General features: G+C 66.4%; 17 protein-coding genes. 6 read left to right on the top strand and 11 right to left on the bottom strand.

Features of this window, described 5'->3' with window-relative positions; translation table 11 throughout:
* Positions 1–7 precede the first annotated feature (7 nt).
* Together CQY20_RS02800 and CQY20_RS02795 are read right to left on the bottom strand one after the other, a co-directional pair.
* A complete protein-coding gene (locus CQY20_RS02800) occupies positions 8–250 on the bottom strand; it encodes a ferredoxin (RefSeq protein WP_097938132.1) in 243 nt (80 codons plus the stop codon).
* Positions 247–1,536, bottom strand: coding sequence for an NADH-ubiquinone oxidoreductase-F iron-sulfur binding region domain-containing protein (locus CQY20_RS02795; protein ID WP_097938131.1), 1,290 nt, complete (start codon positions 1,534–1,536; stop codon positions 247–249). The genes CQY20_RS02800 and CQY20_RS02795 overlap by 4 nt, the downstream gene beginning before the upstream one ends.
* A gap of 33 nt (positions 1,537–1,569) precedes the next feature.
* Between CQY20_RS02795 and CQY20_RS02790 the strand changes: the two genes are divergently transcribed.
* Positions 1,570–2,052: a hypothetical protein gene (locus tag CQY20_RS02790; protein WP_097938130.1), complete on the top strand. Its 483-nt coding sequence runs from the start codon at positions 1,570–1,572 to the stop codon at positions 2,050–2,052.
* A gap of 2 nt (positions 2,053–2,054) precedes the next feature.
* On the opposite strand, the gene CQY20_RS02785 is transcribed toward CQY20_RS02790, so the two are convergent.
* From CQY20_RS02785 to CQY20_RS02770, 4 genes are read right to left on the bottom strand one after another with little or no spacing between them, the layout of a single operon-like run.
* Entirely contained in the window at positions 2,055–2,975 is a 921-nt protein-coding gene (locus tag CQY20_RS02785) for an alpha/beta fold hydrolase (RefSeq protein ID WP_097938129.1), read from the bottom strand.
* A complete protein-coding gene (locus tag CQY20_RS02780) occupies positions 2,972–3,364 on the bottom strand; it encodes a Rieske (2Fe-2S) protein (protein ID WP_097938128.1) in 393 nt (130 codons plus the stop codon). The genes CQY20_RS02785 and CQY20_RS02780 overlap by 4 nt, the downstream gene beginning before the upstream one ends.
* Before the next feature lie 4 nt (positions 3,365–3,368).
* On the bottom strand, positions 3,369–4,520 hold the full coding sequence (locus tag CQY20_RS02775) for an amidohydrolase family protein (RefSeq protein WP_097938127.1): 1,152 nt from the start codon (positions 4,518–4,520) through the stop codon (positions 3,369–3,371).
* Positions 4,521–4,549: 29 nt separating this feature from the next.
* Entirely contained in the window at positions 4,550–5,650 is a 1,101-nt protein-coding gene (locus CQY20_RS02770; protein ID WP_097938126.1) for an amidohydrolase family protein, read from the bottom strand.
* A gap of 239 nt (positions 5,651–5,889) precedes the next feature.
* On the opposite strand from CQY20_RS02770, the gene CQY20_RS02765 reads away from it, so the two are divergent.
* Positions 5,890–6,888, top strand: a complete 999-nt coding sequence (locus CQY20_RS02765) for an acyl-CoA dehydrogenase family protein (protein WP_097938125.1) — start codon at positions 5,890–5,892, stop codon at positions 6,886–6,888.
* Positions 6,872–8,047 (top strand): acyl-CoA dehydrogenase family protein, encoded by a 1,176-nt coding sequence (locus CQY20_RS02760; protein WP_097938124.1) that lies wholly within the window; start codon positions 6,872–6,874, stop codon positions 8,045–8,047. Before CQY20_RS02765 ends, CQY20_RS02760 begins: the two co-directional genes overlap by 17 nt.
* A gap of 99 nt (positions 8,048–8,146) precedes the next feature.
* On the opposite strand, the gene CQY20_RS02755 is transcribed toward CQY20_RS02760, so the two are convergent.
* Positions 8,147–9,118, bottom strand: coding sequence for an enoyl-CoA hydratase/isomerase family protein (locus tag CQY20_RS02755; RefSeq protein WP_097938123.1), 972 nt, complete (start codon positions 9,116–9,118; stop codon positions 8,147–8,149).
* A 191-nt stretch (positions 9,119–9,309) separates the two neighbouring features.
* Here CQY20_RS02755 and CQY20_RS02750 point away from each other — a divergent pair, with 191 nt between their 5' ends.
* Positions 9,310–10,761 carry an amidase gene (locus tag CQY20_RS02750; protein WP_097938122.1) on the top strand — a complete coding sequence of 484 codons (1,452 nt, stop codon included), beginning with the start codon at positions 9,310–9,312 and terminating at the stop codon, positions 10,759–10,761.
* A 113-nt stretch (positions 10,762–10,874) separates the two neighbouring features.
* Here the strand turns inward: CQY20_RS02750 and CQY20_RS02745 are convergent, their stop codons facing one another.
* The 4 genes from CQY20_RS02745 to CQY20_RS02730 form a co-directional block, all read right to left on the bottom strand.
* On the bottom strand, positions 10,875–11,318 hold the full coding sequence (locus tag CQY20_RS02745) for a hypothetical protein (protein WP_371871096.1): 444 nt from the start codon (positions 11,316–11,318) through the stop codon (positions 10,875–10,877).
* Positions 11,319–11,386: 68 nt separating this feature from the next.
* Positions 11,387–12,748, bottom strand: a complete 1,362-nt coding sequence (locus CQY20_RS02740) for a cytochrome P450 (protein ID WP_163700673.1) — start codon at positions 12,746–12,748, stop codon at positions 11,387–11,389.
* Entirely contained in the window at positions 12,735–12,956 is a 222-nt protein-coding gene (locus CQY20_RS02735; protein WP_097938120.1) for a ferredoxin, read from the bottom strand. The genes CQY20_RS02740 and CQY20_RS02735 overlap by 14 nt, the downstream gene beginning before the upstream one ends.
* Positions 12,957–12,990: 34 nt before the next feature.
* Positions 12,991–13,695: an SDR family NAD(P)-dependent oxidoreductase gene (locus CQY20_RS02730; RefSeq protein ID WP_097938119.1), complete on the bottom strand. Its 705-nt coding sequence runs from the start codon at positions 13,693–13,695 to the stop codon at positions 12,991–12,993.
* Positions 13,696–13,930: 235 nt separating this feature from the next.
* Here CQY20_RS02730 and CQY20_RS02725 point away from each other — a divergent pair, with 235 nt between their 5' ends.
* Together CQY20_RS02725 and CQY20_RS02720 are read left to right on the top strand one after the other, a co-directional pair.
* Positions 13,931–15,436, top strand: a complete 1,506-nt coding sequence (locus CQY20_RS02725) for an aldehyde dehydrogenase family protein (protein ID WP_097938118.1) — start codon at positions 13,931–13,933, stop codon at positions 15,434–15,436.
* Complete coding sequence (locus tag CQY20_RS02720; RefSeq protein ID WP_097938117.1) at positions 15,433–16,641, top strand: CaiB/BaiF CoA transferase family protein; 1,209 nt, start codon at positions 15,433–15,435, stop codon at positions 16,639–16,641. The genes CQY20_RS02725 and CQY20_RS02720 overlap by 4 nt, the downstream gene beginning before the upstream one ends.
* Positions 16,642–16,648 lie beyond the last annotated feature (7 nt).

Raw genomic sequence — 16,648 nt, 5'->3', positions numbered from 1 at the left:
GTCCACCTCAACTCCTCGCATCCTGCGCGGGTGTGTCGCGCGTCTGGTCGGTTCGTGCACCCATCTCGATGATGGCGTGCACGGGGCAGTCCAACAGCGCCCGCATCAACTTGTCGCGGTCCTTCTCGGGGATTTCGCCGTTGCCCACCAGCGAGGCGTATCCCCAGTCGTCGAGCGAGAAGTACTCCGGCGCATGCTTGGCGCACTGGCCGAACCCGTCGCATATCGTCCGATCGAGGCGAATTCTCATGCCGACACCACCGCCTCGACTTCGTAGGGTCGCACCGCCGTGAACGCACCGAGTCGGCATCTCTCACAGCCGTTTTCCAGATGGCGCTGGACTACCTGCGGGAACGCCGACAGCAGGCTGGCCGCCACGTTGGTCGCGGCGTCCAGCGTCGCGCAGGCGCCCCGCCCGCGCAGCACCACCGACCACCGCTCCAGTCGTGCCAGATCCTCCGTGGTGGCCAGTCCGTCGCGCAGTGCCCCGGTCACCGCCGACATCGCGGCGGTGCCGTTGAAGCACGACCCGCACTGGCCGGCGTTCTCCCGGTCGAAATAGGCCATCACCGATGCGGCGACGGCCACAGGGCAGTCGTCGGTGAGGATGGTGATCGCGCCGCAGCCGAGCCCGCTGTCGAGTCGGCGCAGCGACTCGTGATCGAGCGTGATGTCGAGGACGTCGCGGTTGAGCAGCCCGGCGAAGTAGCCGCCCATCAGCACGCCTTGCACATCATCGGCGGCCACGCCGTGCAACTCCAACAGCTCGGTGAAGGCCAGACCGTGCGGAATCTCGTACAGCACAGCCGGTTTGCCCGCACCGGTGATGGTGGCCAGGAATGTGCCCGGCGATGTCGAGGTGCCTTCGGCGCGGAACGCCTCGGCGCCGTGCCGATGCAGATAGGGGATGAGTGCGAGTGTCTCGACATTGCTGACCATCGTCGGCAGCCCCCCGACGCCTTCCTCGAACGGCCGCGGCGGCTTGTCCGTCGGCTTGGCAGGCCCGCCGTTGATGACCCGCACCGCGGCGGTCTCCTCACCTGCCACGTAGCCGGGATCGACGGTCAGCATGGAGATCGTAAGGCCGTCGAGCACGTCTGCCTCGACCGCGGTGAGCGCGGCCTGCACGACATCGGCTGCAGCGTGGTCGGAGACGTAGATGTAGGCGTTGTTGGCCCCGGCCATCCGCGCGGCCAGCCGTAACCCGTCGATGACCAGATGGGGCCGGTTGCGCAGCAGCCAGCGATCCTTGATCGAGGTGGGTTCGCCCTCTTCGCCGTTGGCGACGACGACCGCCCCGGCGGCTTGTCGGCCGTTGTCGCGGACGGTCTTGAGCTTGACCGCCAGCGGGAACGCGGCACCGCCCCTGCCGAGCAGACCGGACAGGTCCACCTGGTTGAGCAGGGCGTCGACGTCATCGACGCGTTGATAGCCACCCGAGCCGCGGTAGTCGGCGTAGTCCTCGACTCCGTCGTGCAGCAGCCGCGGCTGCAGGCCCGGCCAGATCGCAACGGCGAGATCGGTTGTGGCGGTCATGGCGTCCTCCTGCCCGCGGATAGGGTTGCAGACATGAGAACCGCGGTGGTGCGTGTGCTGGTGGATCCAGCCGGGCGGCTGACCCCCGAGCAGCTAACGGACGGCATGGTCGCCCTCCGCGGTCTGGCCGACGACGCCGGCATCGAGGTGGTCGCAAACAACATCGCCGCCATGGCCGCGAGCCGCCGGGAGGCCGAACTCCTCATCGAAGGTGACGACGCTGATCAGCTCAAGACGCTGGCTGTCGAACTGTGCACCAAGGCCTTTGGTGCCTTCGGCACCGCCCCGGTGCCCGGCGTGCTCACCTACATCAGCAGGGGCACCGACGACGACGCGCACGGGGTGCTCGCGGGGTTCGGCCTCACCGGCGAGATCACTCGGACGGCCGGCGACGACGGCTTCGACATCGTCGAAGTCACCTTGCGCAAGGCCGACCTGGACCGCATTCCGGAAAGCCGCATCCACACCGCGCTCGAGGCCTCCCTCAACTGCGAAGTGCGCATTCGGACGACTTAGCTTCATCGCTTGCCCAGGAACTCCAGAATCGCCGGTGCGGCCTGCACCCACGTGTCGAACATGTTGAAGCGCTTGACTTTTCCACGGGCGCGGGCCTCGCCCGCGCGCTCCCAGGCATCCTCCGGCCATGGCGGGTCGATCAACGTCGACCCCTTGATAAGGCAGCTCACTTCGAGGGAGGTCCGCTTGGGATGGTCCAGGTCGTTTTCGCCGCCGCGGATGATCAGCGTCGGCACCTTGATGTTGTCGAACATCTCGTCGTCGACACCGGGGATGGTCTGACCCGGCTTGCTGACGAACGCGTTGAGCCAGCGCAGCATCACCTTGAGGAACTCGTCGGCGTCGAACGACAGCAGCCGGTCGCGGTTGGCGGGGTTCTCGGCGATGCGCTCCCGCCACTCGGGGACCCGGATCACGCCCTCCATGCCTGTGCCGCGTACGGCCAGGATGCTCGGCACGATGTAGTAGGAGCCGAGCACGAACGTGCCGTATACGCCGCCGACGATGTTCCACACCACCAGCTTTCGCACGATCTCGGGGTAGAGCATCGTGGTCAGCATCGAGTCGCGGGCCCCGCCCGAGCCGCCCGCGATGATGCAGGGCCCGATGCCGAGTCCGGTGATCAACGCGTGCAGTGTCTCGGCGCGCATGTGGGATTCGCTCTGGCCGTAGAACTGCACATCGGACTTGCCGCAGTTGGGCCGGTCCCACAGCAGCACCCGATAGCCGCCGTCGACCAGCTTCTTGGCCAGCGGACGCAGCCCCTCGATGTCCTTGCTGAATCGTCCGCCGGGCGTCAGAGCGATGAAATCGCCTTCCTTGCCCAGGATCTCGTATACGACGTTGCCGCCGTTGTACTCGAAGGTCTTCTCGCCGCGCTTGAGCTTGGGCCCGGCCCCTTCGGTCTGTGTGGAAGTGGTCATGCTTGCACCAGTACCTCGTTGCCGACCACCCGCACCGGGTAGGTGCGAATGCTCCACTCGGGTTTGACCGCCGTGGTGCCGGTCGCGAGCTCGAATCCCCATTGGTGCCAGGGGCAGTAGATGAACTCGAGGTCGCGGACCATGACGGCGTCGCCGGGGACGTTCTCGTCGACCACCGTGCGTCCACGGGCCCGGCCGGAGCACAGCGGCCCGCCTTCGTGAGGGCAGTAGTTCGCGATCGCGTAGAAGGTGCCGTTGGCGTTGTACACCCCGACGCCGTGGCGTCCGATCGGCACGACTTTGTGTGTGCCGGGCGGAATTTCGTCGACGGTGGCTACGACGTGCTCGCGCCCCTGCGCCAGCCGAGGCGGTTCCGTGTTCTTTGCCAATTCTCTAGAACACCCGTACTTGGCCCTCGAGGGCCGGGACTGTTTCGGGAAGGTGGTAGGTCGCGATGCCGTTGCGGAACATCACGGCCTCACGGGCATGTTCGGGTAGATGTTTGACCAGCCAGCGCGGGTCGTCGAAGGTCCAGTGCGGGTAATCCGACGAGAACAACAGGATCTTCTCGCATTCCATCCACTCGAACGCGCGGGTGAGTTCCGTTTTGTCCTCGGGGTAGTCCAGCGGCTGGGTGGTGAACTTGATGTGATCTTTGACGTATTCCGAAGGTTTGCGTTTGATGTCCACCCAGGACTTGCGGGCCTCGTAGATGGCGTCCATCCGCCACATCAGCGGCAGGATCCAGGTGAAGGCGTGTTCGACCAACACAATTCGCAGTGTCGGGAAGCGGTCGAATACGCCGTCGAAGATCAGGCTCATCACCTGGTTGGCCGCCAGCAGCGAGTAGGTGACCATGAAATCGTGGTTGTAGCTGGGGAATCCGACCGGCGGGATCGGCAGCTCCTCGTGGTGGCTGCGCGACAGGTGGCAGCTGACGGTGATGTCGTGCTTGGTGGCCGCCGCCCAGACCGGGTCGTATTTCGGGTCGCCCCATGACGGGCGCGGCTCGGCCTTGATCAGGATCTGCGCCATGTAAGGGTGGCCGGCCCAGCGCTCGATCTCACGTGCGGCGCTCTCGGGCTCCTCGATCGCCACGCAGATCGATCCGCGCCACCGCTGGTGCCAATTGTTGTGGCTGTCCAGCCAGTGATTGGCCTGCCAGTCGTTCAACGCGCAGTTCATCGCATGGTTGGGTTCGCGCATGCGGGCCGGATATGCGGCGGGCTCGAGGATCGCGATGTCCGCACCGGCCTCCATGATCAGCTGTTTGAACGCCAGATCGGGGTCGCTGCCCGGGAACTGGCCGTCGGCGGGGAAGGTGTCCACGCGCATCGCGTAGGCATGCGCGTAATCGGGCGCGTCGTAATAGATCTGCTCACCGACCTTGCGGGTGAGGAAGTACTTACTGCGCCAGGGCTCGGGGATGTACTGCGTCAGCTCGCCGCTGCGCGGTACGGGGTGGACGTCGGAGTCGACGCATCGCACGGGGATATGCTCGGCCGCCGGTTTGCGCTCCGCGCTCGTCGTGATAGTTGATGTCATCTCGATCTTCCCTTGCTCGAAGCCTGCTTCTACTGTGCGCCGATCGCAGCACCGACGTCTATGCCGTAAAGCTGCGCGGCGTTGCGCCAGCACAACTTCTCGCGCTGTTCGGGGGTGTACGCGCTCGGCGCCGTCAACTCGTTGAGCTGCCAGTGCGGGTAGCTGGAGCCGTACATCACCATGTCGTCCTTGCCGGTGAACGCCAACCACTCGCCGGCGAAGTCGACGTCGCCCGGACCGTCCATCGCGCCCTGCACGAAGAAGACGTGCCCGGGCAGGTAGTCGCTGGGCATCTTCGGCGCCCACGGCGTCTGTTCGAGGTGTGGGCGCCCGAAGCAGTCCATGCGCCAGATGAACGGCGTCAGCAGATCGGCGGCGCCGTCGGCCCAGACGAACTTGAGGTCGGGCATCCGTTCGAACACACCCTCGGCGATCATGTTCATCAGGTGATACAGGTAGTTCAGCGCCATGAAGCTGACGTACTGCTCATAGGTTCTCGGCACACCCGACGGCGTCGGCGCGAACTGAATCCCTGCGCCCACCTCGATGTGCACGGCCACCGGCAGCCCGGCGTCGACCGCGGCCTCCCATAGTGGCCAGAACTGCGGCTTGCCGTACACCTCGCGCGACTGCAGCGGCACGCCGATCTGCACGACGCGCGGATGGTCCTTGTACTTCTCGATCTCGCGCAATGAGCCCGCGATGTCGTCGGGGTTGACCCGGATGGTGCCGCGGAAGCGGTCGGCGTACGAGCTCTCGTCGAGCCAGCGCGTCACCAGCATTTCGTTGTGGGCGGCCGCGATCGCGGTTCCGAGGTGGCGGTCCGGCATGATGCCGCGGGTCATCGGGTGCAGGACCGCGATGTCGACGCCGCGCTGCTCGAACAGATGACCCCCGACGATGTCCGGGTCGGAGCCCGGGTACTGACCGTCGGGGCCCGCTGTGCCCTTCGCGTACTCGCCGCCGGGTGCGCCGTACCAGTCCATCTCGTAGTCGGGGAAGCCGCGGCTGCGGTAGGGCTCCCGCATGAAGTTCTTGCGCAGGTCCTTGTTCGACTTCGCGAAGATGTGCACGCTGGCGTCGATCAGGGGCGTCGCCTCCGCCGCTGCTCCGTCAGAAAGTTCGGTCACTGATGGCCTCCGCTGTCACCCCGTCGACGCCGGACATAGTGCCAGTGTAAAGCCAAGTTCTTCAATGGCAAGAATTGGGTTCTCAAGCGGAACGCTTACCTCTGCGCAGGTCAGAGTGTGCGCAGGTGACGTGCGGGGTGGGCGCGTGGCGAAACGGGGTAGTCGCTTTAGGAGAACAATTACGACATCTAAGGAGAATGTTATTCTCGTCCGGACGGGCAATCGCACCAGGAGGCCGGATGCTTCTCGAGTTCGACGCAGATCAGCGTCTCTGGCAGGACACCGTGCGCGACGCGGTCGGCAAGCAGTGTCCGCCGTCGCTGGTCCGTGAGGTCGCCGAAAAGGGCGTGGACCCCGCGCCGCTGTGGCAGTCCTACATCGACGCGGGCTGGACCGAGCTGACCGACCCCGAGAACGCCGTCGAGCTCGCCATCGTCCTCGAAGAACTGGGCCGGGCCACCGACCCGACGCCGTTTCTCGCGACGCTGACGCAGTTCGCGCCGCTGGCCGGCGACCGCTTCGACCCACGGCAGGCGGGTGCGGCCGTCTACGACGGCATCACCGCCTACCGTGACGCCGAGGGCTGGGTGCTCGACGGGACGGCCGCACATGTTCTCGACGCCGACCGGGCGCAACGGCTCGCCGTCGTGACCGACGCCGGGGTCTTCCTCGTCGACGCGTCCGCGGTGACGGTGCGACGCAGCCAGGTGTTCGACCCGGTGCTGCATGTCGCCGACGTGTCGTTCGCCGGTGTGCGGTTGGCCGACACCGAGCGACTGCACTCTGATGCCGAGAAGGCGCGCCATCTGGCGCTCACCGGAATGGCCGTCACCACGGTGGGCGCCTGCCAGCGCATTCTCGATCTGGTGCTCGAGCACGTCAAGCAGCGTCAGCAATTCGGCGTAGCGATCGGTTCTTTTCAGGCCGTGCAGCACAAGGCCGTCGATATGCACGTCGCCATCGAGCGCGCGCGTGCGCTGTCTTACTTTGCGGCGCTGACGATTTCGGCCGACGACCCGCGGCGGCGCCTGGCCGCGGCGATGGCCAAGGCCTCGGCGGGCGAGTGCCAGGCGCTGGTGTTCCGGCACGGCCTGCAACTGTTCGGCGCCATGGGATTTACGTGGGAGAACGATCTGCAGTTCGCCCTCAAGCGGGCCAAGGCGGGCGAGCTGATGCTCGGCGGTGCCGCCGAACATCGCGCGATCATCGCGGAGGAATTCAATGCAGCTGACTTTTGATTCCGACGTCGAGAAATTCCGCGCCGAGTTCTCGGCGTTCCTCGACGAACATCTGCCGCCCGAGGCGGCGACGCTGGAGCGGCCGAAGTCGGTGTCGCACATGCCGCAGTGGGCCCGCGACTGGCAGCGGCTGCTGTTCGACAACGGCTGGTTGCTGCCCGCCCAGCCGCCGGAGTTCGGCGGACGCAACGCGACCGTGCTGCAGCAGTTCGTCCACCTCGACGAGCTGTGCCGCCGCCGCATCTACCACAGCTTCAACCCGCAGGGCGTCAATATCGTTGCCGCGTCGCTGATCTCGTTCGGCTCCGACGAGCAGAAGCACCGCTGGGCGGTACCGGTGCTGCGCGCGGAGATGACCGCGTCGCTGGGGATGAGCGAGCCCAGCGCGGGCTCCGACCTGGCGTCGCTGCGCACCCGCGCGGTGCTCGAGGGCGATCACTTCGTCGTCAACGGCCAGAAGGTGTGGACGTCGGGCGCCCATGACGCCGACTTCCTGCTGACCTTCGTGCGAACCGACCCGGATGCGCCCAAGCACAAGGGAATCAGCGCGCTGATCATCCCCACCGACACGCCAGGCGTGGCGTGCCGCCCCTTCGCCGATCTGTGCGGGCAGGACAGCAAGGACTTCAACGAGGTTTTCTTCACCGACGCGCGGGTGCCGGCCGAGAACCTCGTCGGCCCGCTCAACGGCGGCTGGGGTGTGGCCAACGGGTCGCTGGGCCACGAGCGCACGATGATGTGGCTCGGGTTCGCCGACCGGATCGACAACATGATCGCCGACTTCCGGCCGCGCGGTGAACTGCAGCGCGACCAGTACGCGACGACCATCATGGACTACATCGCGTTGCGCGCCATGGGATCTGCGGCGCTGGCCAAGGCGGCGCGCGGCGAGATGGACACCGCGTCGGTCTCGGTGCTGAAACTGTTCGGGTCAGAAGCGGAGCGGCAGGCGTTTGAGAACGCGCTGACGGCGGCCGGCCCCGACGGGCTGATCCATCCGGGCATGACGGGGCCCTACGCGCACATGAACCTCGACCATTACTTCGCCAGCTGGTTCGAGCGCTACGCCCGCAGCTTCGGCGGCACGATCGCAGGCGGCACGTCGGAGATTCAGCGCAACATCATCGCCACCCAGGTGCTGGGCATGCCCCGGCGCTGAGCGCGCCGAACGTGCAACCCTTGCGATATTCGGTGCGGATTTTCGCAGAGGATGCACGTTCGGCAGTCAATAGATCGCTTGTGTGTCAGGGCTTGTGCGTCACGGCTTGTTGCGGCCCGAGCGGCTGAGGCGCCATTCGGGCGGGAAGTTCATGTCGTTGTCCTTCACGACGTTGTTCAGGCCCTTGCCGAACGTGCCCTCGGTCAGGTCGACCTCGTTGCCCTGGTCGTTCTGGATCAGCGGCAGCATCCCTTCCACCATGCCGGTGAGCAGGCTGCCGAAGTACTCGCCCTTGTGCTGCTTGTAGAGCTCGAGGAAGGTCTTCTGCACTGCGACCGTGTCGGTCGGCCTGGACTTCGAGCATGCCAGCGCGTACTTCTGCGTCTCCTCCTCGAGCTTGTCGCGTGGCACGACGCTGTTGAGGAAGCCGCACTCGTACATCTCCTTTGCGCTGAACGGCCTTCCGGTGAAGAGCATTTCGGAGAACTTGCGCAACCCCATAGTCTCGGCCCACCACCACAGCCGCGGGCCCCAGCCGACGTAGCGGAATGCCGGATGCCCGAACAGCGCGTCGTCGGAGGAGACCACCAGGTCCGCGTCACCCGCCTGGTAGAAATGCCAGCCGTAGCAGTAACCCTTGGCCTCGACGATGCTGATCTTGCGCAGCTCCTGCAGCGGCCGGTTGCCCGCGCGCGCCTTGGCGTAGAAGTCGGTGACCGTCGACAGATAGCGATACGAACCGCCAGGCGGATATTTCACGTCGTCGTCGTTGATGGCCAACTCGTGCAACAGCGGCATGCCGGGGTTCTCCAGCATGTCGCGTTGTTCGGGCAGATCACCGCCGCTGCCGAAATCCTCGCCCTCGCCGCGGATCACGACCACCTTCACGTCGTCGTCGACGTTGCACTTGTGGATCAGATCGGCGTAGTTCTGCCGCATGCCCAGCGTGGTCGAGTTTTGGGCCTCAGGCCGATTGAACGTGATGTAGGCGATGCGGTTCTTCTTGTCCTTCTCGAAGCGGATGTACTGCTCGGCTTCCTTTTTCAATTCTTCGTAGTCGTAATCAGGCATATCTGTCTCCCTCGTATCTCGAGCCTTTGTGGTTGACGGGGCCATCGAAGGCGTTGAAGTACCGCGGCGCGCGGTCGCGGATTGGCCGCAGCATAGGGTAGAAACCGGCGCTGACTTCACAGGGTCAGTCTTTCAGCGCCGGAATGAGTTCGGGCTGTTTGTACTCATTGCTTAATAGAAGGGCGGTTCGCATGGCTGACATCGGTTTACGGCCTGCGCATGCGCTGGCGGAAGCCATCCGTCGTCGCGAGATCTCCAGCCGCGAATTGCTGGAGCACTACCTCGCTCGTGTCGACGCGCTGAACCCGGCCCTGAACGCCGTGGTGACGCTGGATCCCGACGGTGCGCGTCGTGCCGCCGACGCGGCCGACGGGGCGCTGGCCCGCGGCGAGCAGACCGGTCCACTGCACGGCGTGCCGATGACCATCAAGGACACCTACCAGACCGCGGGCATGCGCACCACGTGCGGGCTGCCCGCCTGGGACCACGTGCCTGAGCGCGACGCGGAAGCGGTGCGGCGGCTGCGCGATGCGGGTGCGGTGATCTTCGGCAAGACCAACACCCCGATGCTGGCGGGGGACTGGCAGACCTACAACACGATCTTCGGCACCACCAACAACCCGTGGGACACCGCGCGCACACCCGGTGGATCGTCCGGTGGCGCCGCGGCCGCCGTCGCCGCGGGCATGACCGCGCTTGAGCTGGGCAGCGACATCGGCGGCTCCATCCGCTTCCCGTCGAGCTGGTGCGGGGTGTACGGCCACAAGTCGAGCTGGGGCATTGTGCCGCAGACCGGGCATATGCCGCCGGCGCCGGGCACGCAGACCGTGACCGACCTGTCCGTCGTCGGCCCGCTGGCGCGCGACGTCGCGGACCTCGAGCTGGCGCTCGGCGTGCTGGCAGGCCCGGCCGGCCTCGACGCGATCGCCTGGCGGCTGGAGCTTCCGCCGGCTCGCGCCACCGCGCTGCGCGAGCTGCGGCTGGCGCTCTGGCTCGACGACCCGGCCTATCCCGTCGACGCCGAGGTGGCGGCCGCGCTCGAGACCGCGGCCGGCACGTTGCGGGAGGGAGGCGCGCGCATCGTCGACGCGCGTCCGGCCGTCGCGCTGCCCGATGTGATGCGGCTGTATCAGCAGCTGCTGTATCCGATCCTGCTGTCGACGATCTCGCAGCGCTCGTTCGACAGCATGGCCAAACTCGCCGAATCCCTGCCCGAAAGCGACGACCGACCGCTGGCCCGCACGGCCCGCTTCGCGACCCAGCGGCACCGAGATTGGTTGTTCGCCAACGAGAAACGCGAGCAGCTGCGCGCGTTAATGGCCGAATTCTTCACCGACGTGGATGCGCTGTTGATTCCGGTGGCGATGGTGGCCGCGATCCCGCACGACCACAGCGAGCCGTTTTACGAGCGGGTGATCGAGGTGAACGGCGAAACCCGGCCGTACAACGACCTGATGGCCTGGATGGCGTTGGCGACGTTGACGCATCTGCCCGCGACCGTCGTGCCCGTCGGCCGCACGGAATCCGGCCTGCCCGTGGGGATTCAGATCGTCGGCCCGCATCTGGAGGACCACACGACGCTCGCAGTGGGCCGTTCGATCGAAGAGTTGCTCGGCGGGTTCGTACCGCCGCCCGGCTACTGAGCGTGCGCAAACTCCCGTAATTTCACGGCGTGTCGCCTTCAGACACGCACGCTCGCGGGGAATGGGGCTCGCGGGGAATGGTGCTCGCGGGGAATGGTGCTCGCGGGGAAAACCTACAAGCGGCGGAGGGCGAAGGTCCAGAACTGCGTACCCGGCGGGCCGCCGAAGCAGCCGACCTGGTATTCCGAATGGATCTCGCCGGCCAGGCTGACCTGATTCCAGGTGTAGGTGTCGCGGGTGGGCAGCATCTGCCCCAGCGGGCAACGCAGTCCATCGGGCACGTCGACGACCAAGGTGTAGGTGTCGCCGTCGAGATGCGCCTTGCCGCCGTACTCGTAGTAGTACTTGCGTCGGGCTATCGCGCTGACGTCGACGCAGTCCAGCGTCTTCTCCGGAATGCACGCCGAAACCATCCACGCCCACGAGGCCAGGTCGTAGCGGTTTGTGAGGACGTCGTAATTACCGAGGATCATCATCCCGCTGGCCGGCGGCGGCGCGAGCATCGCCGCGGTGACGGCAAACACGGCCGCGGCCACTAGAGCCTTCACCGCCTTCAGGGGCTTCATGATCGTCCCCTCTCCTCTCGCCCCGACCCGTACTTGGCTGCCTATCAAACCATGCCGTTTCAGTCGATGACGGCGGCTTCCTTGCGTTCGGTGATCGGACGCGCCAACTCCTGCTCATTGCAGATCCGCTGCAACTTCTCCAGCGTCTCGTCCAGGCCGGGGCCCAGCCGCGGGCCCGGTGTGAAGGTCGCGGGCAGATGCTGCATGCCCTGGATGACGCCGATGGTCTCGTAGTGCACGGTGCCCTCGGGATCGCACACATAGTCCGGCATGCGGTCCAACACCGCGGTCAGCATGGATTTGAACACCGTGCGCGCGACGTTGGAGCCGACGCAGCGGTGCACACCGATGCCGAAGCTGAAGTGGCGGTTGCCTTTGCGGTCCAAGACGATCTGGTGCGGATCCTTGAAGACGGCCGGGTCGCGGTTGGCCATCGCCCACGAAATCCACAGCCGCTCACCTTCTTTGAACCGGGTGCCTTCGAACTCGAAGTCGTCGGAGAACGTGCGGCCGTCGCCGGGGGCGGGCGTGAAGTAGCGCAGAAACTCTTCGGTGGCGGGGTCCAGCAGCGTGGCGCGCTCCCGGCTGAGCCGCTCGCGTTCGTCGGGGTGTTCGCCGAGCCACTCCAGCGCGTGCGCGGTCAGCGCGGTGGTGGTGTCGAAGCCGCCGCCGATGATCAGGCCCAGGTTGCCGAGGATCTCCAGGTCCGGCGCCGGTTCGCCGTCGATCCGCAACTGCAGCAGCGCGTTCACCAGGCCTGGGCGCGGGTTCTCCCGGATCTCCATCATGTTGTTGATGATGTCGATACCCATTTCGCGGTGCTGCTCGTTGATCTTCTCGCGCTCGGGCGAATGCTCCGGGGTGTAGACCGACGCGTGTGTGGGTTCGCTGTAGACCCTCCACTTCTTGAGGTCGATGCCCATCATCGCCAGCGTCAGCACCGCGGGCACGACGTTGGCGAGGTCGTCGACGAAGTCGATGCGCCCCGACTCGATGTGCTCGTCGATCGCCGCCCTGGTGATCTCGTCGACGAACGGCGCCCAGCGCTTCACCGCGGCAGGGGACAGGTAGGGGTTCAGCGCGCCGCGGTAGATGCTGTGCTCGGGCTCGTCCATCTCCAGGATTCCGCCGCGAACGACGGTGGCACGGCTGGCTTTTGGGATCGTGATGCCCTTGTACGGGGTCTCCCCGCTGATGTCGTGGTGGTTGGATACCGCGGGGCAGCGGGCGAGCTCGAACACCTCCTTGCTGCCCGCGGCCACCCAGTGGCCGTCGTAGGTGTCCGTCCACGCCACCGGGCAGCGGGCGTGCATCTCCTCGGTGATCTTCTCGAACTGCAGCCGGTATTGCGGTGTGTGCCGGTCGAAGTGGTACCGGGGTTTTCTGCGGTCGCTGTCGGCGACCGTGTCATCGATGCTCAACAGACGTTCCCCTCAATTCCTCGATCGAGATGGCCTGCTCGGGGCAGGACTGAACAGCCTCGCGCACGGCATCCTCCTGATCCGGTGCGACGACTTCGCTGACCGGCGACGACGTGCCGTCGATGTCGTTGAGCTCGAACGAGTCCGGCGCGATCATGGCGCACAGCGTGTGGCCCTGGCAGCGTTCCGAGTCGACGAAAACCTTCACTTCTGTCCTCCAAGTCCTCCCAGTCCGGAATCTGTCAGGTGTTGCGGCCGCCGTTGACGCCGAGGATCTGGCCGGTGATGTAGCCGGCCTCCTCGGAGATCAGGAAGGCGCACGCCGCGGCGATGTCCTCGGGCTTGCCGACCCGGCGCACCGGGGTGCGGGCGATGTGGTCGGCGATGGTCCCCCCGAGTCGGCCGCGCTCCTCGGACTTGCGCAGCATCGGGGTGTCGATGAAGCCGGGCGGCACCGCGTTGACCGTGATGCCCATCGGCCCGTACTCCAGCGCCAGCGACTTGGTCAGCCCGTTGACCGCCGACTTGGCCGCTACATAGGCCGACATATAGGGCTGGCCGGAGTGCGCGCTGGAGGACGAGATGTTGACGATGCGTCCCCACCCGGCGTCGATCATGTCCGGCAGCACCGCCTGGATGCAGTGGAAGACACCGTTGAGGTTGACGTCGATGACGCGTTGAAAGTCGTCGAATGTCAGGTCGGTGAACCGCTTGAAGCGTTCCATGCCCGCCGCGTTGACCAGGATGGTGATCGGCCCGAACTGTTCCCGCACGGCCGCCATCGCCGCGTCGACGGCGGCGCGGTCGGTGACGTTGGCGGTGTGGGCGTAGGCCTCGTCGGACGCGACGACGTCGAGGGTCGCCACGTGATAGCCGTCGGCGCGCAGTCGGTTCGCGACGGCGCGGCCGATCCCCGAGCCGCCTCCGGTGACGACGGCGGTCTTCACAGCGCGGCCTCAACCATCAAGAATCTTCCTTCCGAATATGAGAACCGTACTCTCGCAGTCTTCGGTATCGCAAGACAAATCGTCTCGAATTGTCGCATCGAAATTTCCGCCAACGCCGTCATCAGGCCACATGACTAGGCCATCTTCATTTTCTTGAGTTCTCATCGTACGAATGTATGATTCGCCGAAGATGAGAATGAAGTTTCCATCACACTGAACTTTGCTAGGAGGGTGGATGACGGAGGCGTCGACGATCTCGGGTGGAGCGCCCTCTGCCGCATCGGAGTCACCGCAGCGGCCCGCCGATCGGCGGATGCTGATCGACGGTGCTCTGGTCGAGACGCCGCGGACGTTCGCATCCCTCAACCCGGCCACCGAGGAGATCGTCGGCTACGCCCCCGACGCGTCGGTGGCCGATGCCGAAGCCGCGGTCGCCGCGGCGCGGCGCGCCTTCGACACCACCGGCTGGGCGACCGACACACCACTGCGGATCCGCTGCCTGGAACAGTTGCACCGGGTGCTGATCGAGCACCGCGACGAACTGGCCGAGCTGACCATCGCCGAGGTGGGCGCCACGCCGGCAATGTGCGCCGGTGCCCAGCTCGACGCGCCCATCGGCATCGTCGACTACTACGCGCAGCTGTTGAAGACCTATCCGCTGAGCGAGGACCTCGGCAACAGCGAGAGCCACGGCATGACCCACCACCGATGGGTGGAGAAGGAAGCCGCCGGGGTGGTGGCGGCGATCATCGCCTACAACTATCTGACGCAGCTGGCGCTGGCCAAGCTGGCGCCCGCACTGGCGGCCGGCTGCACGGTGGTGTTGAAAGGCGCGCCCGATACGCCGCTGATCACGCTGGCGCTCGGCGAGCTGATCGCCAACCACACCGACATCCCCGCCGGTGTCGTCAACGTGTTGAGCGGCGCCGACCCCGACGTCGGTGTCGCGCTTACCACCAGCCCCGACGTCGACATGATCACGTTCACCGGATCCACCCCGACCGGCCGGGCGATCATGGCCGCAGCCAGCCAGACCTGCAAGAAGGTCTTCCTCGAACTCGGCGGCAAGTCGGCGGCGATCGTGCTCGACGACGGCGACTTCGACACGGCCGCGCTGTTCACCGCGTTTGCCGTGGCCAGCCACGCAGGCCAGGGATGCGCGATCACCACGCGTCTGCTGGTGCCGCGCAAGCACCACGACGAGATCGTCGAGAAGGTCAAGAACAACTTCGGGCTGGTGACGTACGGCAATCCCGCCGACAACGGCATCTATATGGGCCCACTGAACAGCCGCAAGCAGCGCGACAAGGTCGACGGCCTGGTCCGGCGCGCCATCGCGGCGGGCGCGACGCTGGTCACCGGCGGCGAGAAGATCGACCCGGGCTTCTTCTATACGCCGACGCTGCTCACCAGCGTTGACCCGGACAGTGAGATCGCCCAGGAGGAGGCGTTCGGCCCGGTGCTCGTGGTCATCGCCTACGACGACGACGACGATGCCGTGCGGATCGCCAACAACTCGATCTACGGGCTGTCGGGCGCGGTGTTCGGCAGCGAGGACCGCGCCGTCGCGGTGGCCCGCCGCATCCGCACCGGCACCCTGTCCATCAACGGCGGCATGTATTTCGGCCCGGACTGCCCGTTCGGCGGCTTCAAGCAGTCCGGTATCGGCAGGGAAATGGGAACCGCAGGGCTGGAGGAGTTCTTGGAGCGCAAGACATTCGCGACGGTGGTGCCGGCATGAGCGCGCCGCTGGACGGGATCCGCGTACTGGAAGTTGCGATGTACGGCTTCGTGCCGTCGGCCGGCGCGGTGCTGACCGAATGGGGCGCCGACGTCATCAAGGTCGAGCACGCCGTGACCGGCGACCCGCAGCGCGGGCTGCGCCAGACCGGGCTGCTGCGCGTCGAGGGCGACCCGAATCCCAACATCGAGCACGCCAACCGCAACAAGCGCAGCATCGGGCTGGACATGTCAGTGCCCGAAGGCAAGGAAGTGCTCTACGAACTCGCCCGGCGCAGCGACGTCTTTCTGACCAGCTTCCTGCCCGCGCACCGGGAGAAGTTCGGCATCGACGTCGACGACATCCGGGCGATCAACCCGAAGATCATCTACGCCAGGGGCAGCGCACTGGGCCCCCGCGGCGCCGAGGCCGTCAAGGGTGGCTACGACATGACCGCGTTCTGGTGCCGGGCCGGCACCGCACGCACCATCACCCCGCCGGACATGCCCGGCATGATCGGCCCGCCGGGCCCCGCCTACGGCGACACCATCAGCGGCACCAACCTCGCCGGGGGCATCGCCGCCGCCCTGTTCAAGCGGGAGCGCACCGGCGAACCGTCGATCGTGGACGTCTCGCTGCTCGGCAGCGGCTTCTGGTCGCTGGGGCACACCGTGGCGCTGACCAAACACCTCGGCGAGCGCATGGAGGCGTTCCCGCCGGGGGTGCACGGCTCGCCGATCAACCCGCTCGTCGGGCTGTATCCGACGGCCGACGACCGCTACATCTCGTTCGTGATGATGCAGCCAACGAAGTTCTGGGCCGACGTGTGCAAGCACATGGACCTCGACGAGCTCGCCGACGATCCGCGGTTCGCCACCGGCGAAGCCATCGCGGAGAACACCGCGGTCGCGACCGAGATCCTCACCGAGGCGATGTCGAAGCGGCCGCTGGCCGAGTGGAAGGAGCGCTTCGCGACGCTGCTGGGCCCGTGGGCGCCGGTGCAGGACACGCTGCAGGCCGTCGAGGATGCGCAAATCCGCGCCAACGAATATCTGGTGCGGGCCGGCGAACTCGAATTGGTGGCGAATCCGGTGCAGTTCGATGTCACCGCTCCGCAATCCGGACCGGCGCCGGCGTTCGCCGAGCAAACTGACGAGATCTTGCTGGAACTCGGCCTGGACTGGGACCGCATCATCGAGCTCAAGACGGCCGGCGCCGTCACCTAGACCGCGA

The sequence above is a fragment of the Mycolicibacterium agri genome, from assembly GCF_002553505.1.
Classification (GTDB): Bacteria; Actinomycetota; Actinomycetes; order Mycobacteriales; family Mycobacteriaceae; genus Mycobacterium; species Mycobacterium agri.
This window is presented reverse-complemented; position numbering and strand designations above follow the sequence as displayed.

Coding starts and splice junctions, on each gene's coding strand:
- CQY20_RS02760 (WP_097938124.1), top strand. CDS start 6,872: ATGCAGCTGACTTTTGATTCCGACGTCGAGAAATTCCGCGCCGAGTTC.
- CQY20_RS02800 (WP_097938132.1), bottom strand. CDS start 250: ATGAGAATTCGCCTCGATCGGACGATATGCGACGGGTTCGGCCAGTGC.
- CQY20_RS02755 (WP_097938123.1), bottom strand. CDS start 9,118: ATGCCTGATTACGACTACGAAGAATTGAAAAAGGAAGCCGAGCAGTAC.
- CQY20_RS02775 (WP_097938127.1), bottom strand. CDS start 4,520: ATGACATCAACTATCACGACGAGCGCGGAGCGCAAACCGGCGGCCGAG.
- CQY20_RS02750 (WP_097938122.1), top strand. CDS start 9,310: ATGGCTGACATCGGTTTACGGCCTGCGCATGCGCTGGCGGAAGCCATC.
- CQY20_RS02790 (WP_097938130.1), top strand. CDS start 1,570: ATGAGAACCGCGGTGGTGCGTGTGCTGGTGGATCCAGCCGGGCGGCTG.
- CQY20_RS02720 (WP_097938117.1), top strand. CDS start 15,433: ATGAGCGCGCCGCTGGACGGGATCCGCGTACTGGAAGTTGCGATGTAC.
- CQY20_RS02725 (WP_097938118.1), top strand. CDS start 13,931: ATGACGGAGGCGTCGACGATCTCGGGTGGAGCGCCCTCTGCCGCATCG.
- CQY20_RS02765 (WP_097938125.1), top strand. CDS start 5,890: ATGCTTCTCGAGTTCGACGCAGATCAGCGTCTCTGGCAGGACACCGTG.
- CQY20_RS02795 (WP_097938131.1), bottom strand. CDS start 1,536: ATGACCGCCACAACCGATCTCGCCGTTGCGATCTGGCCGGGCCTGCAG.
- CQY20_RS02785 (WP_097938129.1), bottom strand. CDS start 2,975: ATGACCACTTCCACACAGACCGAAGGGGCCGGGCCCAAGCTCAAGCGC.